This is a genomic window from Streptomyces sp. NRRL S-1022 (assembly GCF_000720135.1).
Classification (GTDB): Bacteria; Actinomycetota; Actinomycetes; order Streptomycetales; family Streptomycetaceae; genus Streptomyces.
Map to the genome: position 1 here is coordinate 60,272 of NZ_JOIU01000002.1, position 23,536 is coordinate 83,807.

The window sequence follows — 23,536 nt, forward strand, 5'->3', positions numbered from 1 at the left end:
TTCCCAAGCGGGTCCGGAAAGTTCGTCCCCTCCGGGCGTGCTGCTCCCGGAGGGCCGTGCGGGGTCAGAACGTGCTCATGGGCCGCACCGCGTGGGCCAGATCGAGGAGCCTGCCGTGTTCCCCGGCGGTGCGGGCCTGGGCGGCGAGCTGCCGGAAGGACTGCTCCAGCCGGGTGCGCAGGCCGTCCTCGTCCCCGGGTCCGAGGAGGTCCCCGGCCGGGAAGTCCGGTCCCCAGCCCGGGGCGGGCCGGCCGTGCAGGGTGTTCTCGCGGACCTCGGCGACCAGCCGGGCCCGGGACTCGCCGCTCACGGCGCCGCCGTCCAGGCGCAGCCCGGGCAGCCGCCGGGCCGCGTCGCGCAGGCCGGCCGGGGTGGGCGGGTGGCCGTGCAGGATGCCGGCGCGGATGCGGACGGCCGCGATGCGGGCGGCGTCGTAGTGCCGGGAGGTGGCGGGCACCTCGTCCAGGACGTGTACGGCGGCGTCCCGGTCGCCGCCGGCCAGGTGGCCGCGGGCGAGGCCGAACGCGGCGGCGGTGTGCGCGGAGTCCCGTTTCCAGACCGCTTCGTAGAAGCGCATGGCCCGGGCGGGGCGGCTGCCGTCGGCGGCCGTGGTGCCGGTGTGTTCGGCGCAGTAGCCGAGGGCGAGCTTGGGCACGTACTCGCCGGGCAGGGCACGGTAGACGGCGTCGAAGCGGGCGCCGGCCGGTTCCACCTCGCCCTTGCTCAGGTGCAGCACGCCGTGGTGCCAGGCGATCCGCCAGTCGTGGGCGGCGCGTTCGCCGAGCTGGGTCTCGGCCTCGGCGAGCCAGTTCTCCGCCGCCTGCTGCTCGCCCTTCCTGAGGTAGGCCCGGCACAGCCACAGCGCGGTCTCCGGGGTGCCGAGGCGGGATTCGCGGGGCCACTGCCGGGCGACCCGGTCGGGGGCGTCGGGCGGGAAGGTGTCCAGCAGCAGGGCGGCGCCGTCGTCGGGGTCGGGGACCGGGTCGGGCAGGGCGCCGGCCACCTCGGCGGCGGCGGGCGGGGAGACGTCCAGGCCGGCGGGGTGCCCGGTGGGGCGGGCGGTCCAGTGGCCGAGGGCGGGGATGGCGCCGAGTCCGGCGTCGAGGCTGGCGCCGAAGGCGCGGAACCGGGTGGAGCTCTCCGGCAGCTGCTCGCCGAACTGCAGTGAGCGGAACTCGCGCAGCACTTCCCACAGTTGGCGGGACATCTCGGCGGCCGAGCGGAACCGGGCGCGGGGTTCGGCGTGGGTGGCGCGGGCGATGAGGCGGCGGAAGGAGTCGGGGGCGAGGCCGCGGGCGGGTTCGGTGCCGCGGGCCAGGGCCTGGAGGGTCATGCCGACGGTGTAGAGGTCGCTGTCGACGTGCCAGCCGCGCCGGTCGATCTCCTCCTTGGGCGGGGCGAAGCCGGCCGTGTGGACGTAGGCGGAGGTGCGGTCGCCGATGGCGCGGACGGCGCCGAGGTCGATGACCTTGACGGCCCGGCCGAAGTGGATGACGTTGGCGGGCTTCATGTCGCAGTAGAGCAGTCCGCGTTCGTGCATGTACTGGAGGGCGCCGAGGATCTTGCAGCCGTAGGTGAGGACGTGGTCGAGGCGGGGGCGGCCGTGGAAGATCCGTTCGGCGTCGTCGGCGTCGAAGAGCTGTTGCAGGGAGCGGCCGCCGATGTAGTCCATGACCAGGTAGCCGGTGGGCGAGCGGCCGGCGGCCCGGTGTTCGGCGTAGGTGATGATGCGGACGATGTCGGGGTGGTGCAGGTCGGTGAGGGAGCGGCGTTCCTCGACGGCGGTGCGGCGGGCGAGGGCGTCGTGCACGTTGATCTGGCCCTTGAGGACGACCCGGTGGCCGTCGGCGCGGGTGTCCTCGGCGAGGTAGACCCAGCCGAGGCCGCCGTGGGCGAGGCAGCCGAGGACCTTGTAGTGGTCGGCGACGACGTCGCCCCCGGCGAGCTGGGGCAGGAAGGAGTAGGGCGTGCCGCAGCGGGGGCAGCGGCCGGTGGCGCGGGCGGGCTGGCCGCCGTAGCCGACGCCGATGGTCATGGTGCAGCCGTCGGCGCCGCAGCGGCGGCCGCCGGTGGGCGGGCGGGGGTCCTCGACGAGCACGTCGTCGGGGACGGGGACCTCGGGCAGGACGACCAGCCCGTGCTGGTCGAGTTCACCGACCCCGGCGACGGCGTGCACGGCGGCCGGGCCGGGGGCCTCCTCGTCGGCGCGGGCCGGGGGCCGGGTCCGGGGCGCGGTGTGCGCTTCGGCGCGCGGCTCGACGTGCCGGTGGCCGCAGGTGTCGCAGTAACCGGTCCCCATGATGCGTCCGGCACAGCCGGGCCGCAGACACGAGATCACGAGGCGCCCTCCTTGGCGGACACGCTGCGCCGGCTCACGAGGCGCCCTCCTCTTCGGGCGTGACCGTGGTCGCGGGGGTGGAGCAGAAGCCGACGAACCGTTCGGTGGCGGACTCGGCCCGCTCGATGTCGCAGGGGGTCTGCCGCAGCTGTGACATGGCGTGTTCGTAGAGCCGGTACGCGGCCACGACCCGGTCGCCGTGCGCGGCGGCCCGCTGCCGGCACAGCGGCCACTCGGCGCCGACGCGGCCGAGGAGTTCCTCGCGGCGGCGCAGCCGGTCGTCGAGCAGGCCGATGGCCCTCTCCAGGCGCCGCCGGCGGCGGCCGGCGGCCGCCTCGAAGGTGAACAGCAGTGCGGCGCGGGCGGGTTCGTGCTCCTGGCCGGGGGCGTGTGCGATCCAGGCGCGCATGATCCGGCTGCGCCGTACGCCGGCCTCGGCCTGTGCGAGCAGCGCGCGGCTGCCGGGCGCGGGCAGCACCCGGTGCCGGCGGTCCTCCAGTGCGGGCCCCAACTCGTCGGTGATCCGGTCGAGTTCCGCGTGCAGGCGGGTCCAGCGGTCGCGCAGCGGGCGGTGGACGAGGGTGTCGGCGGCCCGGATGGCGGGTCCGCCGGGGCCGCGGAAGGCGAGCAGCAGCCGGGCGCCCTCGCGGGCGAGCCGGTCCAGCAGGGCGAGCAGGGCGTCGGGGTCGGCGGCCCGGTCCACGGCGACGAGTACGGCGGCGAGCGGGACGCGCAGGGTGCCGAGCCGTTCGGGCCGGGGGTCGTCGCGGATGCCGAGGCGTTCGGCGATGCGGTCCATGACCTCGGCGGCCGTCAGCCCCTGCACGTCCAGGGCGAGGTCGTGGGCGCCGGCGGGGGGCACGGTCTCGGGCGGGTCGTGGCTGACGGCGCTGGTGTTGCGGTGGGTGCGCAGTTCGCGGTCGGCGAGGGTGACGGCCCGCTGCAGGGTCCAGGCGCGGTCGCCGCGGGCGGGGACGACGGTGACGAGCACCGGCCAGCCCTCGCCGCGGAACCAGGAGGCGAGTTCGGTGGCGAAGGGGACGTCGAGCCGGCCGGCGGCGGGGCCGGTGCCGGTGCGCAGCCGGGGGTCGACGGCCTCGGCGCCGTCGGTCCAGGCGGCGGCCTGCGGCAGATGACTGAGGATGGTCTCGGTGGGGCTCATGTAGCTGAAGGCGGATCCGGGTCCCTCGTCGACGCTCAGGACGATGCCGATGACCTGGTCGGTGGCGTGGTCGACGACACCGCCGCCGCTGAAGCCGGGGGCGGCGAGTTCGCCGGGGCTGAGCGGGCGCAGCTGGACCTGGCTGTCCCGGCCACGGGCGGCGACCAGGGTGGCGCCGTGCCAGCGTCCGCCGTCGTCGCCGTCCGGGAAGCCGTACATGCTGACGGGTCCGTGCGGGGCGGCGAGCCGGTAGAGCCGGGTGGTGTGGGCGGCGGGCAGCGGTGCGGCCAGGCGGAGCAGGGCGAGGTCGCCGCTGCGGTCGCCGAAGGTGTCCTCGCGCTGGGGCACGTGTTCTTCGGGCCGGACGGTGGCGGCCACGGCGTCCAGGCCGGGAACGCCGACCAGGCGGACGGTGTAGCGGTGGCCGGGGCTGACGACGTGGCCGGCGGTGAGCACGCGTTCGGGGGCGAGGAGGACGCCCGCGCCGAGGACGCGCCCGTCCGGTGTCTCGATGCGGGCGATCCAGGGCGGTGTGCGTAAGCGCGATGCGACGACTCGCTCCCCCGTGCGCGTCATGGTCCCGAGGTTACTCCGCGTACCCGCTCGGTACCACTGGTGTGCACGGGGACGTTGCGGACGGCTGTGTTCACCGTCCCGCATATTCGAACACGTGCGCTATACACGCGGTGTATAGTCCCGGCATGCCTCTATCGACGGACACGTTTTCGACGCCCGCGCACTCGACCAGGAAGATGCGCACAACGGGCCGCAGGTTCCGCGGATGGGCGCTCGCGTCCGCCGCGGCCTGCCTGGCCCTGGCGCTGACCGGCTGCGCCGAGGTCGACACGACCGCGCCCAGCACCGCACGCGCCGCGGCGGCGCACGGTGCGCCGGCGAAGTTCGGGACCGTCGACTGCCGCGAGGCCAAGTGCATCGCGCTCACCTTCGACGCGGGCCCCAGCGAGAACTCGGCGCGGCTGCTGGACATCCTGAAGGAGAAGAAGGTCCCGGCCACCTTCTTCCTGCTCGGCAAGCGGCACATCGAGAAGTACCCGGAGCTGGTGAAGCGGATGGCGGCCGAGGGGCACGAGGTGGCGAGCCACACCTGGGACCACAAGATCCTCACCCGGATATCCGACGCGCAGATACGCGAGGAACTGAAGCGGCCCGACGACGCGATCGAACGGCTCACCGGGCGCAAGCCGACGCTGATGCGCCCGCCGCAGGGCCGTACCGATGCCGATGTGCACCGGATCTGCAAGGAGCTGGGCCTGGCGGAGGTGCTGTGGAGCGTGACCGCCAAGGACTACACGACCGACGACTCGGCCCTCATCACCAAGCGCGTCCTCGACCAGTCGTCCCGGGACGGGATCATCCTGCTGCACGACATCTATCCCGGGACCGTACCGGCCGTGCCCGGCATCATCGACGCGCTGAAGGCGCGCGGCTACGTGTTCGTGACGGTTCCCCAGCTGCTGGCGCCGGGCCGGGCGGAACCCGGCAAGGTGTACCGCCCGTAGCCGCCCGGGCCGTTCAGAACACCACCGTCCAGCCCTCGCGCACCTGTTCGGCGGTGTAGGAGACGCCGTGGACCTTCAGGCCGGCCGCGTCCAGCAGGGACAGCTCCCCGCCGTGGTCGCCGAGCCGGGCCTCGGCGCCGAGCGGCACGGTGAGGCAGGCACCGGGCGCGAGCGGGCCCGCGGCCTGGACCGGTGCCCCGTGGCCGAGGCGGCCCACGACGCGCCAGCCGGTCAGGTCGACGGGGTCCGCCGAGGCGTTGAGCAGGGTGACGGTCTCCGCGCCGGCAGCGGGGCCGGCCGGGTCGACCAGCGCCGCGACGATCCGCACCGGCCGCACGGCGGGCGTGGGCCGGGTGCCGTCGACGTGTTCCAGGGTGTGCCCGGTGGTGTCGTCGGTGTGCCAGGACTGGCTCTGGAAGGCCAGGAAGATGCCGACCCAGCGGGACTGGCCGGGGAAGCGCAGCAGGAACCCGCCGTCCTGCCACACGCCGTCGTCGCCGCGGAACCGGTGGCTGTTGCCCTGGTTCATGTGGACGTCGTGCACGCCGTTGCCGGGCAGGAATCCGAACACCTTGTCCTTGACGCCGGGTTCGGGGCCGAAGCGGGAGCCGAAGACGTACAGCCGGGCCGCCGGGTCGGCCACCGCGCGCTGTACGTAGTGGTCGAGGAGGTCGGCGAGGTCGTTGTCGGGGCCGACGACGTCCGGCGGGAGCGAGCGCATCCCGGCCGGGTCGAAGAGGTTGCCGCGCACGAAGTCGAGGTTCGGGCCGCCGGGGCCGGACGGCAGGGTGTTCCAGCCGCTGGACAGGTCCTCCAGGCGGGCGGTCAGCGGGTGCCGGAAGTCGTCGGCGACCAGGTAGAGCAGCTCGGAAGGCTGCTCCTGCGACAGCACGTTCACCGCCGCGCGGTAGTGCGTGCCCTGGTCGTCCGTGAGGTGGATCTGGTAGTGCGGTGTGTGGCTCGCACCCTCGCGCCGGGTGTCGACGGCGCGGGCGCTCAGAACGCCGTAGGTCTTCAACGGCATGATGGATCAACTCCCCCGTGCGGCAGGCGAATTGCCCGCCCCGTGACAGGAAGGCCGGAAGCAGGATATGTGTCGCGCCGCGCCGCGCACCGACGGTTCAAGGATACGTCCGCCCGGCGGCACCCGCTATGCGGGCGGCGCGGCGGGTCGCCGAACACGCGGGTGACCGGCGCGCATTGCCTACGATCGTGCCGTGCCCACCATCTCTTTCGAACGTACGGCACCCCTCCCGCCCGAGGAGGCCTGGCGCCGGCTCACGGACTGGCCCCGCCACGCCGACGCGGTGCCGCTGACCCGGATCAGGGTGCTCACGCCCGCGCCGACCCGCACGGGCACGCGCTTCGTGGCCAGGTCGGGGGTCGGGCCGCTCGCCGTGGACGACGTCATGGAGGTGACTCTCTGGCGTCCGCCGGCCGGCGGTGAGGCCGGCCTGTGCCGCCTGGAGAAGCGCGGCCGTGTGGTCCTCGGCTGGGCGGAGATCGAGGTCCACCCGGGCCCCGGGGGCCACAGCCGCGTGGTCTGGCGCGAGGAGCTACGGGTACGCTTCCTGCCCTCCGCCTTCGACCCCGCCCTGAAGTCGGCCTCCCACCACCTGTTCGGCCACGCGGCCGACCACCTGCTCAGCCGGGCCTGAACAGGGGCCGCCCGGCGACCGGAACACCGGGCGGCCACGACCGGGAGCGCCGCGCGGGCACGGCCGGGAGCGCCGAGCCGGCGCGCACAGCAGCGCCGGGCGGCCACAACCGGGCGACCGCCGGGACGCCATGGGCGGACGCCGGGACACACCGCCCGGCCACAACCGGGCGACCACCGGAACGCCATGGACGGACGCCGGAACACACCGCCCGGCCACAACCGGGCGACCACCGAGACGCCGTGGACGGACGCCGGAACACACCGCCCGGCCACAACCGGGCGACCACCGGAACGCCATGGACGGACGCCGGAACACACCGCCCGGCCACAACCGGGCGACCACCGGGACGCCATGGGCGGACGCCGAGACACACCGCCCGGCCACAACCGGGCGACCGCCGGGACGCCGTGGGCGGACGCCGGGACACGCCGGGCGGGTGCGACCGGGAGCGCGGAACGGGCGCGGGCGGAAACACCGGACCGAGCCCCGGGCCCCCGCCGGGCGGGGTTCAGTCCTTGCGGCCGGTCAGGGCCACCGTCACGCCCAGGCCGATCATCGTCAGGCCGCCCGCGCCGCCGACGGCGGACAGGCGGCGGGGGGAACGGGCGAACCAGTCGCGGGCCAAGGAGGCGGCGAGGCCCCAGATGCCGTCGGAGATCAGCGCGATGGTGTTGAAGACCAGCCCGAGCAGCAGCAGCTGCGCCGGGACGTGCCCCTGCGCACGGTCCACGAACTGCGGCAGCACGGCGGCGAAGAACACCATGGTCTTGGGGTTGGCCACGCCGACCGCGAACCCCTCCCCCAGGGTGCGCAGGCTGCCGTGCGCGGGGCCGGACTCCGCGACGGCGGCTCGCAGCGAGCCGCGCTGCCGCCACGCCCTGACACCGAGGTGCACGAGATAGGCCGCCCCGGCGAGCTTCAGGGCGGTGAAGACGAGGACCGAGCGCTCGACGACCGCTCCGACACCGAGCGCCACGGCCGCGACGAGCACGTACGCGCCGAGCGTGTTGCCGGCGACGGTGGTCAGCGCGGCCCGGCGGCCGTGCGCCAGGGCCCGGCCGATCACGAACAGGACGCTGGGGCCGGGGACCACGATGAGCAGGAAGGACAGGGCCGCGAAGGCCGCCAGCCGGTCGGGGGACACCATGCCGTCATGGAACACAGCGGCGCGGACGGCGGGCAAACCCTTTTCAGGCCACCGACCCGATCCGCGATGCCCGCAGCGCGGCCGTGTCGTGGTGGATGGGGGTGTGCGCGCCCGTCAGCGACACCCCGCTGCCGCCGCGCCGGCTCGCGACGATCTCCGCCGCGATGGACAGCGCCGTCTCCTCGGGCGTCCGGGCGCCGAGGTCGAGGCCGATCGGGGAACGCAGCCGGGCCAGCTCCAGCTCGCTGACGCCGACCGCGCGCAGGCGTTCCCCCCGGTCCAGGTGGGTACGGCGGGAGCCCAACGCGCCGACGTAGGCGACCGGCAGCCGCAGCGCCAGCTTCAGCAGCGGTACGTCGAACTTGGCGTCGTGGGTGAGGACGCACAGGACGGTACGGCCGTCCACCGCGGTCCGCTCCAGGTACTCGTGGGGCCACTGCACGACGATCTCGTCGGCCTCGGGGAAGCGGGCGCGCGTCGCGAACACCGGGCGGGCGTCGCACACGGTGACGTGGTAGCCCAGGAACTTGCCGATCCGGACCAGTGCCGAGGCGAAGTCGATCGCCCCGAAGACGATCATCCGGGGCGCGGGGACGGAGGACTCCACCAGGACCGTGAGCGGGGCGCCGCAGCGCGAGCCCTGCTCACCGATCTCCAGCGTGCCGGTGCGGCCCGCGTCCAGGAAGGCGCCGGCCTCGGCGGCGACCGTGCGGTCCAGTCCGGGGTGGGCGCCGAAACCGCCGTCGTACGAGCCGTCCGGGCGGACCAGCAGGGCCCGGCCCCGCAGCTGTGCCGGGCCCTCGGCGATCCGCGCGACCGCCGCCGCCTCCCCACGGGCGGCGGCGGCCAGCGCGGTCGCGAACACCGGCCGGGCGGGACCGTCCGTCCGGACCGGGGTGACGAGGATGTCGATGACGCCGCCACAGGTCAGGCCGACGGCGAAGGCATCCTCGTCGCTGTAGCCGAAGCGCTCCAGGACGGTCTCGCCGTCCTCCAGCGCCTGCCGGCACAACTCGTACACGGCGCCCTCCACGCACCCGCCGGAGACCGAGCCGATCGCCGTGCCGTCGGCGTCCACCGCGAGGGCGGCGCCGGGCTGGCGCGGGGCGCTGCCGCCGACGGCCACCACGGTGGCGACGGCGAAGTCACGGCCCTGCTCGGCCCACCGGTCCAGCTCCTCGGCGATGTCCAGCATCTGTCGGTCTCCTAACGCGTTGCGGGAAGGACTGCGGCGGGGGCTAGCGGACGCCCAGCCAGCCCTCGACGGGGTGAAGGGCGAAGTAGACGAGGAACACGACCGTCAAACCCCACATGAAGGCGCCGATCTCGCGGGCCTTGCCCTGGGCCGCCTTGATGGCGGCGTAGGAGATGACGCCCGCGGCGACACCGGTGGTGATGGTGTACGTGAACGGCATCAGGACGACGGTCAGGAAGACCGGGACGGCGGTCGCGCGGTCGGCCCAGTCCACGTGCCGGGCGTTCATCAGCATCAGGGCGCCGATGACGACCAGGGCGGCGGAGGCGACCTCCTGCGGGACGATCGCGGTGACCGGCGTGAAGAACAGGCAGGCCGCGAAGAACAGGCCGGTGACGACGGAGGCGAGACCGGTGCGGGCGCCCTCGCCGACGCCGGTGGCCGACTCGATGAACACCGTCTGGCCGGAGCCGCCCGCCACACCGCCGATCGCGCCGCCGGCGCCGTCGATGAACAGCGCCTTGGACAGGCCGGGCATCCGTCCCTTGTCGTCGGCGAGGTTCGCCTCGGTGCCGACGCCGATGATGGTGGCCATCGCGTCGAAGAAGCCGGCGAGCACCAGGGTGAAGACGATCATGCCGATCGTCATCGCGCCGACCTTGCCCCAGCCGCCGAACTCGACGTGCCCGAAGAGCGAGAAGTCGGGCATCGAGACCGCGCCGTGCAGCTCGGGCGCGCCGTTGGCCCACTCCTCGGGGGCGATGACGCCGAGCCCGTTGAGGACGGCGGCGACGACCGTGCCGGAGACGATGCCGATGAGGATGGCGCCGGGGACGTTGCGGGCCTGGAGCATGAAGATCAGCAGCAGGGTGCCGGCGAAGAGCAGCACCGGCCAGCCGGTGAGTTCACCGGCGGGGCCGAGGGTGACCGGGGTGGCCTTGCCCTGGTGCACGAAGCCGGACTTGTAGAAGCCGATGAGGGCGATGAACAGGCCGATGCCCATGGTGATGCCGTGCTTGAGCGCGAGCGGGATCGCGTTCATGATCATCTCGCGCAGGCCGGTGACGACCAGCAGCATGATGACCACGCCGTACATCACGCACATGCCCATGGCCTGCGGCCAGGTCATGGCGGGGGCGACCTGCGAGGACAGGACGCCGGAGACGGAGAGGCCGGCGGCGAGGGCGAGCGGCACCTTGCCGACGAAACCCATCAGCAGCGTGGTGAAGGCCGCCGCGAACGCGGTCGCGGTGATGAGCGCCTTCTGGCCGAGCGTGTCCCCCGCCGCGTCCTTGCCGGACAGGATGAGGGGGTTGAGCAGGAGGATGTACGCCATCGCCATGAAGGTGGTGATGCCGCCGCGCACCTCTCGTGCGACCGTGGATCCTCTTCTGGATATGTGGAAGTACCGGTCGAGCCAGGACCGCCCGGCCGGGACGCGGGTGCCATCACCGGCGTCGTCGGCTGCGGTCCTCGGCTCCACTGACTGCTGGGTCATGGTGCCATCTCCCAAGGTTCACAGGGGCACCCGCGCGTCCGTCCTTGCGGCGCACGGGATTTGGGAATGGACGACCCGGGGGACGGCCCGAGACGAACGAATTTCCTGGTACTTCAAGGACCGCGAGCGGAGCGGAACTCAAAGGGGGTTCCTCCGGGCGGCGCGTGGAGTGTGTGACGTTCCCGGCGCCGCCCGGAGAGCGGTGGGTGTTACGCGGTCCCCGTGAGGTGCTCGGGCCGTACCGGAGTGCGGTTGAGCTCCAGCCCGGTCGCGTTCCGGATCGCCGCGAGGACGGCCGGGGTGGACGACAGGGTCGGGGCCTCGCCGATGCCACGGAGCCCGTAGGGGGCGTGGTCGTCGGCGAGTTCGAGCACGTCGACCGGGATGGTCGGCGTGTCGAGGATGGTGGGGATCAGGTAGTCCGTGAAGGAGGGGTTCCTGACCTTCGCGGTCTTCGGGTCGACGATGATCTCCTCCATGACGGCCACGCCCAGGCCCTGGGTCGTACCGCCCTGGATCTGGCCGACGACGGAGAGCGGGTTGAGCGCCTTGCCGACGTCCTGGGCGCAGGCCAGCTCGATCACCTTGACCAGGCCGAGTTCGGTGTCGACCTCGACCACCGCGCGGTGGGCGGCGAAGGAGTACTGGACGTGTCCGTGGCCCTGGCCGGTGCGCAGGTCGAAGGGCTCGGTCGGCCGGTGCCGCCACTCCTCCTCGACCTCCACGGCCTCGCCCTCCAGGACGTCGGCCAGGTCGGCGAGGACCTCGCCGCCGTCGGTGACGACCTTGCCGCCCTCCAGCAGGAGTTCGGCGGTGGCCCAGGCCGGGTGGTAGGAGCCGAACCTGCGCCGGCCGATCTCCAGGACCTTCTCGCGGACCAGTTCGCAGGCGTTCTTCACGGCGCCGCCGGTGACGTACGTCTGACGGGACGCGGACGTCGAACCGGCCGAACCGACCTGCGTGTCGGCGGGGTGGATGGTCACCTGGGCGACACCCAGCTCCGTGCGGGCGATCTGCGCGTGGACGGTGACACCGCCCTGGCCGACCTCCGCCATCGCGGTGTGCACGGTCGCGACCGGCTCGCCGCCCACGACCTCCATGCGCACCTTGGCGGTGGAGTAGTCGTCGAAGCCCTCGGAGAAGCCGACGTTCTTGATGCCGACCGCGTAGCCCACACCCCGTACGACGCCTTCGCCGTGGGTGGTGTTGGACAGGCCGCCGGGCAGCTGCCGTACGTCGGCCCCCTCGCTGGACTCCCACTGGCGCTCCGGCGGCAGGGGCATCGCCTTGACGCGGCGCAGCAGTTCGGCGACGGGGGCGGGCGAGTCGACGGGCTGGCCCGTCGGCATGATCGTGCCCTGCTCCATGGCGTTGAGCTGCCGGAACTCCACCGGGTCCATGCCGAGTTCCTTCGCCAGCTTGTCCATCTGCGCCTCGTAGGCGAAGCACGCCTGGACCGCGCCGAAGCCGCGCATGGCGCCGCAGGGCGGGTTGTTGGTGTAGAGGGCGATGGCCTCGATGTCGACGTCGTCCACGACGTACGGGCCGACGGACAGCGAGGAGGCGTTGCCGACGACGGCCGGGGAGGCGGAGGCGTAGGCGCCGCCGTCCAGGACGATCCGGCACTTCAGGTGGGTGAGCTTGCCGTCCCTGGTGGCGCCGTGCTCGTAGTACAGCTTCGCCGGGTGGCGGTGGACGTGCCCGAAGAAGGACTCGAACCGGTTGTAGACGATCTTCACGGGCTTGCCGGTGCGCAGGGCCAGCAGGCAGGCGTGGATCTGCATCGACAGGTCCTCGCGGCCGCCGAACGCGCCGCCGACGCCGGCCAGCGTCATGCGCACCTTGTCCTCGGGCAGGCCGAGGACGGGCGCGATCTGGCGCAGGTCGGAGTGCAGCCACTGGGTGGCGATGTAGAGGTGGACGCCACCGTCCTCCTCGGGCACGGCGAGACCGGACTCGGGGCCGAGGAAGGCCTGGTCCTGCATGCCGAAGGTGTACTCGCCCTCGACGATCACGTCGGCCCGCCGGCGGGCCTGCGCCACGTCGCCGCGGACGATCGGCTGGCGGTGCACGATGTTCGGGTGCGGGACGTGCCCGCTGTGGTGGTCGTCGCGGTCGTCGTGGACGAGGATCGCGTCCGGGGCGGTCGCGGAGGCCTCGTCGGTGATGACGGGCAGCTCCCTGTAGTCCACCTTGATCTTGGCGGCGGCGCGGCGGGCGGTCTCGGGGTGGTCGGCGGCGACGATCGCGACCGGCTCGCCGTGGTGGCGTACCTTGCCGTGCGCGAGGACCGGGGTGTCCTGGATCTCCAGGCCGTAGTTGCGCACCTCCGTGGGCAGGTCGTCGTACGTCATGACGGCGTACACGCCCGGCAGGGCGAGGGCCTCGGAGGTGTCGATGGACACGATCTCGGCGTGCGCGACGGTGGAGCGCAGGATCTGGCCCCACAGCATGTCCTCGTGCCACATGTCGGACGAGTACGCGAACTCGCCGGTGACCTTCAGGGTGCCGTCCGGGCGGAGCGTGGACTCGCCGATGCCGCCCTTGGTCTGCGAGCCCTGCGTGATCTTCGTAGGGGCGCCGTTGGTCGGCATCGTCAGACCTCCTCGGACTGGCGGGCGGCCGCCAGGCGGACCGCGTCCATGATCTTCTCGTAGCCCGTGCAGCGGCACAGGTTGCCCGACAGCGCCTCGCGGATGTCCGCGTCGGTCGGGTTGGGGTTCTTCTCCAGCATCTCGTCGGCGGCGACCAGCAGACCCGGGGTGCAGAAGCCGCACTGGACGGCGCCGGCGTCGATGAACGCCTGCTGGATCGGCGACAGTCCGGTGCCCTCGCCGGTCTGCGAGTCGGTGCCCTTCGCCTGCCTCCCCCAGGCTTCGCCCGGGGGGACCCCCAGCCGGGCGTCCTGGAGCGTCGTACCCGTCGTACCCGTCGTACCGGTCGTACCGCAGGCGCCGGATGCGCAACCGCCCTCGGCGCGCTGCCTGGCGTAGTCCGCGAGGCCCTCGACGGTCACCACGTCACGGCCCTCGGCCTGGCCGGCCGCGACCAGGCAGGAGCAGACCGGCACGCCGTCCAGGCGCACCGTGCAGGAACCGCACTCGCCCTGCTCGCAGGCGTTCTTCGAACCCGGCAGGCCGAGGCGCTCGCGCAGGACGTACAGCAGGGACTCGCCCTCCCAGACGTCGTCGGCCTCCTGCGGACGTCCGTTGACGGTGAAGTTGACACGCATTACGCAGCTCCCTCGGATGCGCGGCGGGCGCCGCGGTACGACTCCCAGGTCCAGGTCAGCGTCCGGCGGGCCATCACGCCGACCGCGTGCCGGCGGTAGCTCGCGGTGCCCCGGACGTCGTCGATCGGGTTGCAGGCGGCCGAGCACAGGTCCGCGAACTGCTTGGCGACCGACGGGGTGATGATCTTCCCGTTGTCCCAGAAGCCGCCCTCCTCAAGGGCCGCGTTCAGGAACTCCTCGGCGGCCCCGGCCCGTACCGGGGTGGGGGCGGCCGAGCCGATGCCGGTGCGCACGGTCCGGGTCCGCGGGTGCAGGGCGAGCCCGAAGGCGCACACGGCGATGACCATGGCGTTGCGGGTGCCGACCTTCGAGTACTGCTGCGGGCCGTCGGCCTTCTTGACGTGCACGGCGCGGATCAGCTCGTCGGGCTGGAGCGCGTTGCGCTTGACGCCCGTGTAGAACGCGTCGATCGGGATCAGCCGGGTGCCGCGGGCCGCCGACGCCACCTCGACCTCGGCGCCGGCCGCGAGGAGGGCGGGGTGGGCGTCGCCGGCGGGCGAGGCCGTGCCCAGGTTGCCGCCGACGCCGCCGCGGTTGCGGATCTGCGGGGAGGCGACCGTGTGCGAGGCGAGCGCCAGGCCCGGCAGCTCGGCCCGGAGGTGCTCCATGATCCGGGCGTACGGGACGGAGGCACCCAGCCGTACGGTGTCCTCGCCGACCTCCCACTCGTAGAGGTCTCCGACGCGGTTCAGGTCGAGGAGGTACTCGGGCCGGCGGTGGTCGAAGTTGATCTCGACCATCACATCGGTGCCACCCGCAATCGGCACAGCGGTGGGGTGCTCGGCCTTGGCGGCGAGCGCCTCCTCCCAGCTGGCGGGGCGAAGGAAGTCCATGACCGGCTCTCTTCTTCGTCTCAGTGCTCTTGGAGTCGTGCAGATTGAGCCAATCCGTGTGCGGCGGGCCCGGCTCGTTCATGTGCTGTTCACGCGGAGTGGCCTCAGTACACCGCCCTGTACTCCGGCGGGGTCAGTCACCGAAACCATGAAGGAGTTCGCTGGCCAGGGCGAGCATCTTGTAGATTCGTATGAACGGAGGTCATCGGTAACCTCTCCGTTTTCCTCGGGAAACGCAGGTAACGGCGTGGCGAGCCCGGTTTCCGGCCGGTGCGGCCCGTCACCGGGTCCCGTCCCGGGTCCCCTCCAAGATTCATCGTAGGTTTCGAGACAAAGAACGGCGGCGACGAGATGCGGCTGCGCGCACTGCTGGACACCGACGCGCTGGGCCTGCGGCTGCTCGGCGGCGAGGACGAGCTGGACCGCACGGTCCGCGGGGTCATGACCACCGACCTGCGCGACCCGAGCCGCTACCTCTCCGGCGGCGAGCTGGTGCTGACCGGGCTGGCCTGGCGCCGGGACGCCGACGACTCCGAGCCGTTCGTGCGGCTCCTGGTGCAGGCCGGGGTCGCCGCCCTCGCGGCCGGCGAGGCCGAGCTGGGCGACATCCCGGACGACCTGGTGCTGGCCTGCGTCAGACACCGGCTGCCGCTGTTCGCGGTGCACGAGTCGGTGGCGTTCGCCACCATCACCGAGCACGTGGTCCGGCAGGTCTCCGGCGAGCGCGCCGGCGACCTCGCGGCCGTCGTGGACCGGCACCGCCGGATGATGACCTCGGGCCCGGCGGGCGGCGGCCCGGACGTGGTGCTCGACCTGCTCGGCTCCGACCTGGACCTGCGCGCCTGGGTGCTCTCCCCCACCGGCCGGCTGATCGCCGGCTCCAAGGTCGCGGGCCCGGCGCTGCCCGCCGAGACCTGCGGCCGGCTCGCCGCCGAGCACCTGGCGGCCACCCGCACCGGCCGCCGCGGCCCGCACCGGGTGCAGCTGCACGGCACCACCTACTCGCTCTTCCCGATCCGCTCCTCCGGCCGCTCCCCGCAGGCCTCCCGCGACGTGCGCGAGACGGTCCTGTCGGACTGGCTGCTGGCGGTGGAGGCCGACGCCGGCGACTGGCCCGGGGAGCGCCTGGACCTGCTCCAGGGCGTCACCCAGCTGATCGCCGTCGAGCGGGACCGCCGGGACGCGGCCCGCACGGTCCGGCGCCGGCTCGCCCAGGAGGTGCTGGAGCTGGTGCAGACGGGCGCCGCGCCCGCCGAGATCGCCGCCCGGCTGCGGGTGGCCGCGCCGGTGCTGCTGCCCGGCCTCGGGGCGGCCCCGCACTGGCAGGTCGTGGTGGCCCGGGTGGAGTGGAACGGGGACGGGATCGAGGGCGGCCCGGTCGCCCAGTCCCTGCTGGAGGAGGTGCTGGTCGACCCGATGGCGACCGGCCCCGAGCCGTCCGACCGGATCGCCGTCGCGCACACCGGCGACGAGGCGATCGCCCTGGTCCCGCTGCCCGCGGTCGCCACCGAGCACGACGGCTCGGAGACCGGCCTGCTCGCCGACGCGCTGCTGCAGTCGGTGCGCGAGCCGCTGTCGGCGGGCCTCGACGACGACGGCCGGCTCACCCTCGGCGTCAGCGCGGCCGTGCACTCGGCGGAGGGCCTGCGCGGCGCCCTGGAGGAGGCCCGGCACGCCCGCCGGGTCGCCGCCGCCCGCACCGGCCGGGTCTGCGCGGCCGGCCACCAGGAACTGGCCAGCCACGTGCTGCTGCTGCCGTTCGTCCCCGACGACGTCCGGCGCGCCTTCACCGCCCGGCTGCTGGACCCGCTGAAGGACTACGACCGCAGGCACCGGGCCGAGCTGATCCCGACCCTGGAGGCGTTCCTCGACTGCGACGGCTCCTGGACCCGCTGTGCCACCCGGCTCCACCTGCACGTCAACACGCTGCGCTACCGGGTCGGGCGGATCGAGCAGTTGACGGGACGTGACCTGTCCCGCCTGGAGGACAAGCTCGACTTCTTCCTGGCCCTGCGCATGAGCTGAGGTCAGACGCGGTCGGCGGGGGCGCGCGAGGGCCGGAACCGGTCACGCCCGCGCCCCCTACTTTGTGAATTCTTTCACCCACCCTCTTGGCCGGGCACCGCGATTGGTGCTGGAATGCCGCCACCACTCAACAGCTCGATGGCGCGCTCGGGGAGGGCAACGTGGCGCATACCGCCATGTCTGGTAACGGAACCACCGGTGACGATCCGCTCCAGACCGCGGTATGGCGGTTGCGCAGCCGGGCCTGCTGGGCCGACGCGGCGGCCCTGCTGCCCGCCGACCGTGCCGCCCCGGCGCTGCAGCGGGCCGCCCTGCTGGTCGAACGGTGCCTGTACACCGAGCGGGGCTGGGAGGAGGCGGAGGACGCGCTGCGCACGGCGGAGGCGCTGGCCCACAGCGACGAGGAGCGGGGGGCCGCCGCCTGCGAACGCGGCTACCTCGCCTACGCCGCGACCCTGCTGGGCGTGCGCGACCGGGCCGACGAGGCGCGGGCCGCGCTGGGCAGGGCGGCGGCGCTGGTCCCGCCGGGGGCTCCGGGGCGGGCCCTGCTGGACTTCCGGCGCGGGCTGGTGGCCCAGAACCTGGCGGGCGTCCCGCAGGCGGCCCGCGCCGCGTTCCGGCGCGCGCACGCCGCCGCGATGACCGATGCCGACCCGTTGCTGCTGTCCTTCACCTGGCGCCACCTGGCCGGACTCGCGCTGCGGGAGGGGGAGTTGACGGAGGCGCGGCACGGTTTCGCCGAATCGCTGCGCATCCGGGAGGAGTTGGGCTACCTGGTGGGCACGGCGCCGGCGCTGGTGTCCCTGGCCGACACGGAGGAGGAACCGGAGGCGTCCCGCCTCCGCGAGGAGGCCCGCCGCCTGTTCCGGCTGCTGGGGGGTGTGCCGACCTGGCTGGCACAACAGTTGGCACCGCCCGCGCCGGGAGCGGCGACGGCGTAGGGGGAGGGTGGCCGGGGTCCGTCGCCGGGCGCGGGCCCGTGGTGCTCACCGGCCACGAGGGACCCGCGCCCGGGGGATGACCGGTCCCCGGGCGGCGCCCCCGTCAGCACTCAGCCCGCGCCGGCGAAATGTCCGCCCACGAGTCTGCGCACCCCGTCCAGGTCCCCGGCGGCCAGCGCGTCCAGCAGCGCGAGGTGCTCCGCCGCGTCGGCGAGCAGCTCGGCCCGCCCGCGCCGCACCGGGGGCCACTGGGACCGCCGGTGCAGGTCCTCGGCGATGCGGACCAGCTGCCCGTTGCCCGACAGGCCGAGCAGCGCGCGGTGGAAGGCCCGGTCGGACTCCGCGTACGCCGCCGGGCAGGCGGAGGCCGCCGCGCGTACCGTCTCCTGCGCGAGCGGCCGCAGCTCGGCCCACCGCTCGGCCGGCACCGTACGGGCCAGCCGCAGCATCACCGGCACCTCGATGAGGGCGCGCACCTCCGCCAGCTCGGCCAGCTCCCGCGTCCCGCGCTCGACCACCCGGAAGCCGCGGTTGGGCACGACCTCGACGGCGCCCTCCAGCGCGAGCTGCTGCATGGCCTCCCGCACGGGCGTGGCCGAGACGCCGAAGCGTTCCCCGAGCACCGGCGCCGAGTAGACCTCGCCCGGCTTCAGCTCACCGGTGACCAGTGCCGTGCGCAGCGCGTCCAGGATCTGCCCGCGCACCGAGGACCGCTGCACCACGGCCCGCGGCCCGGGCGCCGGGCGCTCGCCGTGGGTGTGCTCGCCCCGCGCCGCGTCCGGCACCGCGGCGTCCCGCTCCCGGCCCGGTGCGCGGTCGGCGGCCGGGCGCTGCTGCGCCGGCACCCGGGCGGCGGCCGGCGTCCCCGCGGAGCCCTGCACGCCCTGTTTCACGGGTCCTCCTGGCGGCTTGTCGGCACTTGGGGTCATTAACGACGGGTTGTCGCTTGTCCGTCAAGCACCTTAGGCGCAGCGGGCGGCACTTCAAACTCCGGAGACCATGGGTAAGGTAAGGCTTACCTGTTCAATCCGGTCCGCGTCCGCGGACGCGTCCGAGGAGGCTGGTTCCGCCATGCCCGCTGCGGCCACGCCGCTCACCGCTGCGTACGACCGCCTCACCACGGCCTTCCCGGGGCTGGCCGTGACCGAGCTGGGACCGGACGAGGAGGCGCCCGCGGGTGCGGGCTGGACGGCCGCCGCCGGGCTCGCGGCGGGCGGCGCGGAGCTGGACGCCTTCCTGGCCTGGGACGCGGCCCAGGTGGTGCGGGACCACGGCCGCCCGGCCCGCCCGGACGTCGTCGCGAGCTTCGGTCTGCACCGCTACGCCTGGGCCGCCTGCCTGCTGATCACCGTCCCGTGGTTCCTGCGGCGCCGGGTGCCCCGGTTCCCCGTGACCCACGTCTCCTACGACCGCACCGCCGGCCGGATGGCCGTGCGCCGCCCCGTCCGGGTGGCCTGCCTCCCCGGCGACCCGGTCGCCGCGCTGCCCGGCACGGTGGTCGTGGCGGACGAGGAGGCACTGCGGGCCGAGGTGCGGGCGGCCGTGGCCGAGCACCTGGAGCCGGTGCTCGCCGCCTTCGGGCCGCGGATGCGGCGGCGCGGGCGCGCGCTGTGGGGCATGGCGACCGACGAGGTCGCGGAGGGGCTGTGGTACGTCGCCCGGCTGTTCGGCGAGCGGGAGGCGGCGCGGGCCGTGCGGGAGCTGGAGCTGCTGCTGCCGGGGGCGACCCTGCCGTACACCGGTTCCGCGGGGTTCCGGACGCTGACCGGGCCGGACGGCGCACCGCTGCACACCCGGGACCGGACGAGCTGCTGCATGTTCTACACCGTCCGCCCGGAGGACACCTGCGCCAGCTGCCCGCGCACCTGTGACCGCCGGCCGATCGTCAACACGACTGTTTCCACGGCGGCTTGAGGGATCCGCAGGCCGGGAGCACACCCGCCCGTCCGCTAGGATCCCCGTCGCAGGGCCACCCGCCCCGCACCCGCCCGCCGACCGTGATGCACACAGCCCTCACCCGTCGCGGGAACTTTCCGAGGAACCATCCGTACGGGTAGTCTTATTCGAACTCAACTCCCGCCCCTCATGCGGCAGTTCGAGCAGAACGCCGTCCTGGGCATCCCCTTGCACCTTCTTGGCGGCCTCTTGCCCCGAAACCCCCTGAGGGGCCTCGGGAGTGGGCCACTATGGCGGGCGTTACGCCCTATCCCCATGCAAGGGACCCCTGATGAGACTGACCGACATATCGCTGAACTGGTTGCTTCCGGGCGCCGTACTGCTCCTGGGCATGCTGGCGGCGGTGGCGGTGCTCGCGCGCGGCAAGCGCTCCTCCGGGGAGAACGCGAGCGCGGACGACTCCTGGGAGCGCAGCGAGGAGCGCCGCAGACGCAAGGAGGCCATCTACGGCACGGCCTCCTATGTACTCCTGTTCTGCTGTGCGGCGGTGGCGGCGGCCCTCTCCTTCCACGGCCTCGTCGGCTTCGGCGAACAGAACCTCGGGCTGACCGACGGCTGGCAGTACCTGGTGCCGTTCGGCCTGGACGGCGCGGCGATGTTCTGCTCCGTCCTCGCCGTGCGCGAGGCGAGCCACGGTGACGCGGCCCTCGGTTCGCGGATACTGGTCTGGCTGTTCGCGGCGGCCGCGGCCTGGTTCAACTGGGTGCACGCGCCGCGCGGCGCGGGGCACGCCGGTGCGCCGCAGTTCTTCTCCGGCATGTCGCTGTCGGCCGCCGTGCTGTTCGACCGGGCACTGAAGCAGACCCGCCGGGCCGCGCTGCGGGAGCAGGGCCTGGTGCCGCGTCCGCTGCCGCAGATCCGGATCGTGCGCTGGGTACGGGCTCCCCGCGAGACCTACCGGGCCTGGTCGCTGATGCTCCTGGAGGGCGTGCGCAGCCTCGACGAGGCCGTCGAGGAGGTCCGCGAGGACAAGCGGCAGAAGGACGAGACCCGGCTCCGGCGGCGCGACCAGCAGCGCGTGGAGCGCGCCCGGCTGAAGGCGATCAGCCGGGGCCACCGCGGCTTCGCGGGCCGGGGGACCGGCCGGGAAACCGAGGTCCAGGTGGAACGTGGACCGGCGCCGGCGACCGCGGAGCCTGCCATATCGACCGCGGAGCCGCTGCCCGTCCGCGCTCGGCCCTCCCTCCAGCGGGTTCCCGCCGGGGCTGAACCGGTGACCGTCGACCTCACCGCCGAGGACGACACCATGGCCCTGCCCCGCCTGGACTCCCTGGAGCGCAAGCTCAAGGACCTGGAGCAGCAGTTCGGCTGACCTCCGCCTTTCGCCCGGGGACCGGGGTGACGGGGCGGACGGCGCGACCACACGGGTCCCGCCGTCCGCCCCGTTCCCGTCTGCGCAGCACTGTTCGTCGCCACGAGAGCCCACCGCCGTTCGTGCCGCCGGCGTGAGGTCGTCGGTCAGGCCGCCTCGGCGTCGAGCCGGAACCAGACCGACTTGCCCACCCCGTGCGGCCGTACGCCCCAGGCGTCGGCGAGTGACTGGACGAGCAGCAGGCCCCGGCCGTGGGTGTCGTCGTCCGTGCCGCACGCGCGCGGCTCGGGTCTGCGGGCCACGAAGTCCCGTACCTCCACGCGCAGGCCGCCGTCCTCCACGACGGCCGTGAGCACGGCGTCGTCGTCGGTGTGGACGAGTGCGTTGGTGACGAGTTCGCTGGTGAGCAGTTCGGCGATCTCCGAGCGGCCCGGCTTGCCCCAGTGCCGCAGCAGTTCGCGCAGCGCCCGGCGGGTCTCCGGGACCGCCCTGAGGTCCGCCCTGACCAGCCTGCGCCTCAGCCGTCGCGCGTGCTCCGTGATGGTGTCGGTCTCTTCCCCCGTAGTCGCCGAGAAGGCCCCTACGGTCAAGGGACCGCCCCCTCGTGCCTGCCTCTTCATGACCCCCGCCCGCACGCCGCCGGTCCCTGCCCCTCCTGGTCGAACACGTTCACGGGGGGATGCTTGCCCAGCCCGCTCCGGGCCAGTCCTGGGACATGCCCGATGACCGGCTGTTCGGCCACATCCGCACCCCGCGCCCGCCGGCCGCCCGGACGCGTCCGGACCGTGCCTCGGGCTCCCCGGGCGCCGCTGGACGCCACGGACGCCCCGTGACACCGGTCCGGCCGCTTCCGGTACCGGCTGCCGTCACGTCGTCACGTCGCGTGAAACTGGCCGAAATCACCCCCCTACGGCCGCGGCACGTTGCGCAGGTTGGAGCGGGCCATCTGGAGCATCCGGCCGACCCCGCCGTCCAGCACGATCTTGGAGGCGGACAGCGCGAACCCGGTGACCATCTCGGCGCTGATCCGCGGCGGGATGGACAGGGCGTTGGGGTCGGTGACGACGTCCACCAGGGCGGGCCCCTTGTGCCGGAAGGCGTCCTTCAGCGCCCCGGCGAGCTGCTTGGGCTTCTCCACCCGCACCCCGTACGCGCCGCAGGCCCGGGCGACGGCGGCGAAGTCGGGATTGGTGTTGGCGGTGCCGTACGAGGGCAGCCCGGCGACCAGCATCTCCAACTCGACCATGCCGAGCGAGGAGTTGTTGAACAGCACCACCTTGACCGGCAGGTCGTACTGCACAAGGGTCAGGAAGTCCCCCATCAGCATGGAGAACCCGCCGTCCCCGGACATGGCGACCACCTGCCGGCGCCGGTCGGTGAACTGTGCGCCGATCGCCATGGGCAGCGCGTTGGCCATCGACCCGTGCGAGAACGAACCGATGATCCGGCGGCGGCCGTTGGGCGAGATGTACCGGGCGGCCCACACGTTGCACATGCCGGTGTCGACGGTGAACACGGCGTCGTCGGCGGCGGCCTCGTCCAGCACGGCGGCCACGTACTCGGGGTGGATCGGGATGTGCTTGTCGACCTTGCGGGTGTAGGCCTTGACCACGCCCTCCAGCGCGTCCGCGTGCTTCTTCAGCATCCGGTCGAGGAAGCGCCGGTCCGTCTTCTCCCGCACCCGCGGGATCAGGCACCGCAGCGTCTCGCGCACATCACCCCACACGGCGAGGTCGAGCCGGGAACGGCGGCCGATCACCTCGGGCCGTACGTCGACCTGCGCGATCCGCACGTCGTCGGGGAGGAAGGCGTTGTACGGGAAGTCGGTGCCGAGCAGGAGCAGCAGATCGCACCCGTGGGTGGCCTCGTAGGCGGCGCCGTAGCCGAGCAGTCCGCTCATGCCGACGTCGTACGGGTTGTCGTACTGGATCCACTCCTTGCCGCGCAGCGCGTGCCCGACCGGGGCCTTGATCCGCCCGGCGAACTCCATCACCTCGGCGTGCGCGCCGGCCGTGCCGCTGCCGCAGAACAGGGTGACCCGGCCGGCCGCGTCGATCATCTCCGCGAGCGCGTCGATCTCGGCGTCACCCGGCCGCACGGTGGGCCGGGCGGTGACGAGCGCGCTCTGCGCGGCCTTCTCCGGCGCCGGTTCGGCGGCGATGTCCCCGGGCAGAGAGACCACGCTCACCCCGCTGCGCCCGACCGCGTGCTGGATGGCGGTCTGCAGCAGCCGGGGCATCTGCCGGGGGCTGGAGATCAGTTCGCTGTAGTGGCTGCACTCCTGGAACAGCCGGTCCGGGTGGGTCTCCTGGAAGTAGCCGAGGCCGATCTCGCTCGACGGGATGTGCGAGGCGAGCGCGAGGACCGGGGCCATCGAGCGGTGGGCGTCGTACAGGCCGTTGATCAGGTGCAGGTTGCCCGGGCCGCAGGAGCCCGCGCAGGCGGCCAGCCGCCCGGTGAGCTGGGCCTCCGCGCCGGCCGCGAACGCGGCCGTCTCCTCGTGGCGTACGTGGATCCAGTCGATGGCGGCGTTGCGGCGGACGGCGTCCACCACCGGGTTGAGGCTGTCGCCGACGACGCCGTACAGCCGGCGCACCCCGGCGCGGACGAGGATGTCGACGAACTGCTCGGCCACATTCTGTTTGCCCATACCTCC

General features: G+C 73.7%; 18 protein-coding genes. 6 read left to right on the top strand and 12 right to left on the bottom strand.

Features of this window, described 5'->3' with window-relative positions; genetic code table 11:
- Positions 1 to 64: 64 nt before the first annotated feature.
- Entirely contained in the window at positions 65 to 2,338 is a 2,274-nt protein-coding gene (locus tag IG05_RS0102090; RefSeq protein ID WP_030338587.1) for a serine/threonine-protein kinase, read from the bottom strand.
- Between the two features lie 34 nt (positions 2,339 to 2,372).
- Positions 2,373 to 4,076 carry a trypsin-like peptidase domain-containing protein gene (locus IG05_RS0102095; protein ID WP_030338588.1) on the bottom strand — a complete coding sequence of 568 codons (1,704 nt, stop codon included), beginning with the start codon at positions 4,074 to 4,076 and terminating at the stop codon, positions 2,373 to 2,375.
- 176 nt (positions 4,077 to 4,252) lie between these two features.
- Between IG05_RS0102095 and IG05_RS0102100 the strand changes: the two genes are divergently transcribed.
- The gene (locus IG05_RS0102100) at positions 4,253 to 5,020 is read left to right on the top strand and encodes a polysaccharide deacetylase family protein (RefSeq protein ID WP_030338589.1); all 768 of its coding nucleotides are present in this window, start codon (positions 4,253 to 4,255) and stop codon (positions 5,018 to 5,020) included.
- Positions 5,021 to 5,033: 13 nt separating this feature from the next.
- Here IG05_RS0102100 and IG05_RS0102105 read toward each other — a convergent pair whose 3' ends face one another.
- Positions 5,034 to 6,044 carry a DUF2278 family protein gene (locus IG05_RS0102105; protein ID WP_030338590.1) on the bottom strand — a complete coding sequence of 337 codons (1,011 nt, stop codon included), beginning with the start codon at positions 6,042 to 6,044 and terminating at the stop codon, positions 5,034 to 5,036.
- Between the two features lie 193 nt (positions 6,045 to 6,237).
- On the opposite strand from IG05_RS0102105, the gene IG05_RS0102110 reads away from it, so the two are divergent.
- Positions 6,238 to 6,678, top strand: a complete 441-nt coding sequence (locus IG05_RS0102110) for an SRPBCC family protein (protein WP_030338591.1) — start codon at positions 6,238 to 6,240, stop codon at positions 6,676 to 6,678.
- Between the two features lie 511 nt (positions 6,679 to 7,189).
- Here the strand turns inward: IG05_RS0102110 and IG05_RS0102115 are convergent.
- From IG05_RS0102115 to IG05_RS0102140, 6 genes are all read right to left on the bottom strand, one after another.
- The gene (locus IG05_RS0102115) at positions 7,190 to 7,828 is read right to left on the bottom strand and encodes a LysE family translocator (protein WP_030338592.1); all 639 of its coding nucleotides are present in this window, start codon (positions 7,826 to 7,828) and stop codon (positions 7,190 to 7,192) included.
- A gap of 43 nt (positions 7,829 to 7,871) precedes the next feature.
- Positions 7,872 to 9,023 (bottom strand): XdhC family protein, encoded by a 1,152-nt coding sequence (locus IG05_RS0102120; RefSeq protein WP_030338593.1) that lies wholly within the window; start codon positions 9,021 to 9,023, stop codon positions 7,872 to 7,874.
- 43 nt (positions 9,024 to 9,066) lie between these two features.
- Positions 9,067 to 10,521: an NCS2 family permease gene (locus tag IG05_RS0102125; RefSeq protein ID WP_030338594.1), complete on the bottom strand. Its 1,455-nt coding sequence runs from the start codon at positions 10,519 to 10,521 to the stop codon at positions 9,067 to 9,069.
- A gap of 209 nt (positions 10,522 to 10,730) precedes the next feature.
- On the bottom strand, positions 10,731 to 13,115 hold the full coding sequence (locus IG05_RS0102130; RefSeq protein ID WP_030338595.1) for a xanthine dehydrogenase family protein molybdopterin-binding subunit: 2,385 nt from the start codon (positions 13,113 to 13,115) through the stop codon (positions 10,731 to 10,733).
- A gap of 2 nt (positions 13,116 to 13,117) precedes the next feature.
- On the bottom strand, positions 13,118 to 13,753 hold the full coding sequence (locus IG05_RS0102135; protein WP_030338596.1) for a (2Fe-2S)-binding protein: 636 nt from the start codon (positions 13,751 to 13,753) through the stop codon (positions 13,118 to 13,120).
- On the bottom strand, positions 13,753 to 14,646 hold the full coding sequence (locus IG05_RS0102140; protein WP_030338597.1) for an FAD binding domain-containing protein: 894 nt from the start codon (positions 14,644 to 14,646) through the stop codon (positions 13,753 to 13,755). The genes IG05_RS0102135 and IG05_RS0102140 overlap by 1 nt, the downstream gene beginning before the upstream one ends.
- A 351-nt stretch (positions 14,647 to 14,997) precedes the next feature.
- Between IG05_RS0102140 and IG05_RS0102145 the strand changes: the two genes are divergently transcribed.
- Both IG05_RS0102145 and IG05_RS0102150 read left to right on the top strand, forming a co-directional pair.
- Complete coding sequence (locus tag IG05_RS0102145; RefSeq protein ID WP_030338598.1) at positions 14,998 to 16,671, top strand: PucR family transcriptional regulator; 1,674 nt, start codon at positions 14,998 to 15,000, stop codon at positions 16,669 to 16,671.
- Positions 16,672 to 16,847: 176 nt separating this feature from the next.
- Positions 16,848 to 17,612: a hypothetical protein gene (locus IG05_RS0102150; RefSeq protein ID WP_030338599.1), complete on the top strand. Its 765-nt coding sequence runs from the start codon at positions 16,848 to 16,850 to the stop codon at positions 17,610 to 17,612.
- 110 nt (positions 17,613 to 17,722) lie between these two features.
- Here IG05_RS0102150 and IG05_RS0102155 read toward each other — a convergent pair whose 3' ends face one another.
- On the bottom strand, positions 17,723 to 18,505 hold the full coding sequence (locus tag IG05_RS0102155) for a GntR family transcriptional regulator (RefSeq protein ID WP_030338600.1): 783 nt from the start codon (positions 18,503 to 18,505) through the stop codon (positions 17,723 to 17,725).
- Positions 18,506 to 18,683: 178 nt separating this feature from the next.
- Between IG05_RS0102155 and IG05_RS0102160 the strand changes: the two genes are divergently transcribed.
- Positions 18,684 to 19,526: a (2Fe-2S)-binding protein gene (locus tag IG05_RS0102160; protein ID WP_030338601.1), complete on the top strand. Its 843-nt coding sequence runs from the start codon at positions 18,684 to 18,686 to the stop codon at positions 19,524 to 19,526.
- Between the two features lie 313 nt (positions 19,527 to 19,839).
- Positions 19,840 to 20,880, top strand: coding sequence for a DUF2637 domain-containing protein (locus IG05_RS0102165; RefSeq protein ID WP_030338602.1), 1,041 nt, complete (start codon positions 19,840 to 19,842; stop codon positions 20,878 to 20,880).
- A gap of 146 nt (positions 20,881 to 21,026) precedes the next feature.
- Here IG05_RS0102165 and IG05_RS0102170 read toward each other — a convergent pair whose 3' ends face one another.
- On the bottom strand, positions 21,027 to 21,470 hold the full coding sequence (locus IG05_RS0102170) for an ATP-binding protein (RefSeq protein WP_030338603.1): 444 nt from the start codon (positions 21,468 to 21,470) through the stop codon (positions 21,027 to 21,029).
- A gap of 317 nt (positions 21,471 to 21,787) precedes the next feature.
- Complete coding sequence (locus IG05_RS0102175) at positions 21,788 to 23,530, bottom strand: pyruvate dehydrogenase (protein WP_030338604.1); 1,743 nt, start codon at positions 23,528 to 23,530, stop codon at positions 21,788 to 21,790.
- Positions 23,531 to 23,536 lie beyond the last annotated feature (6 nt).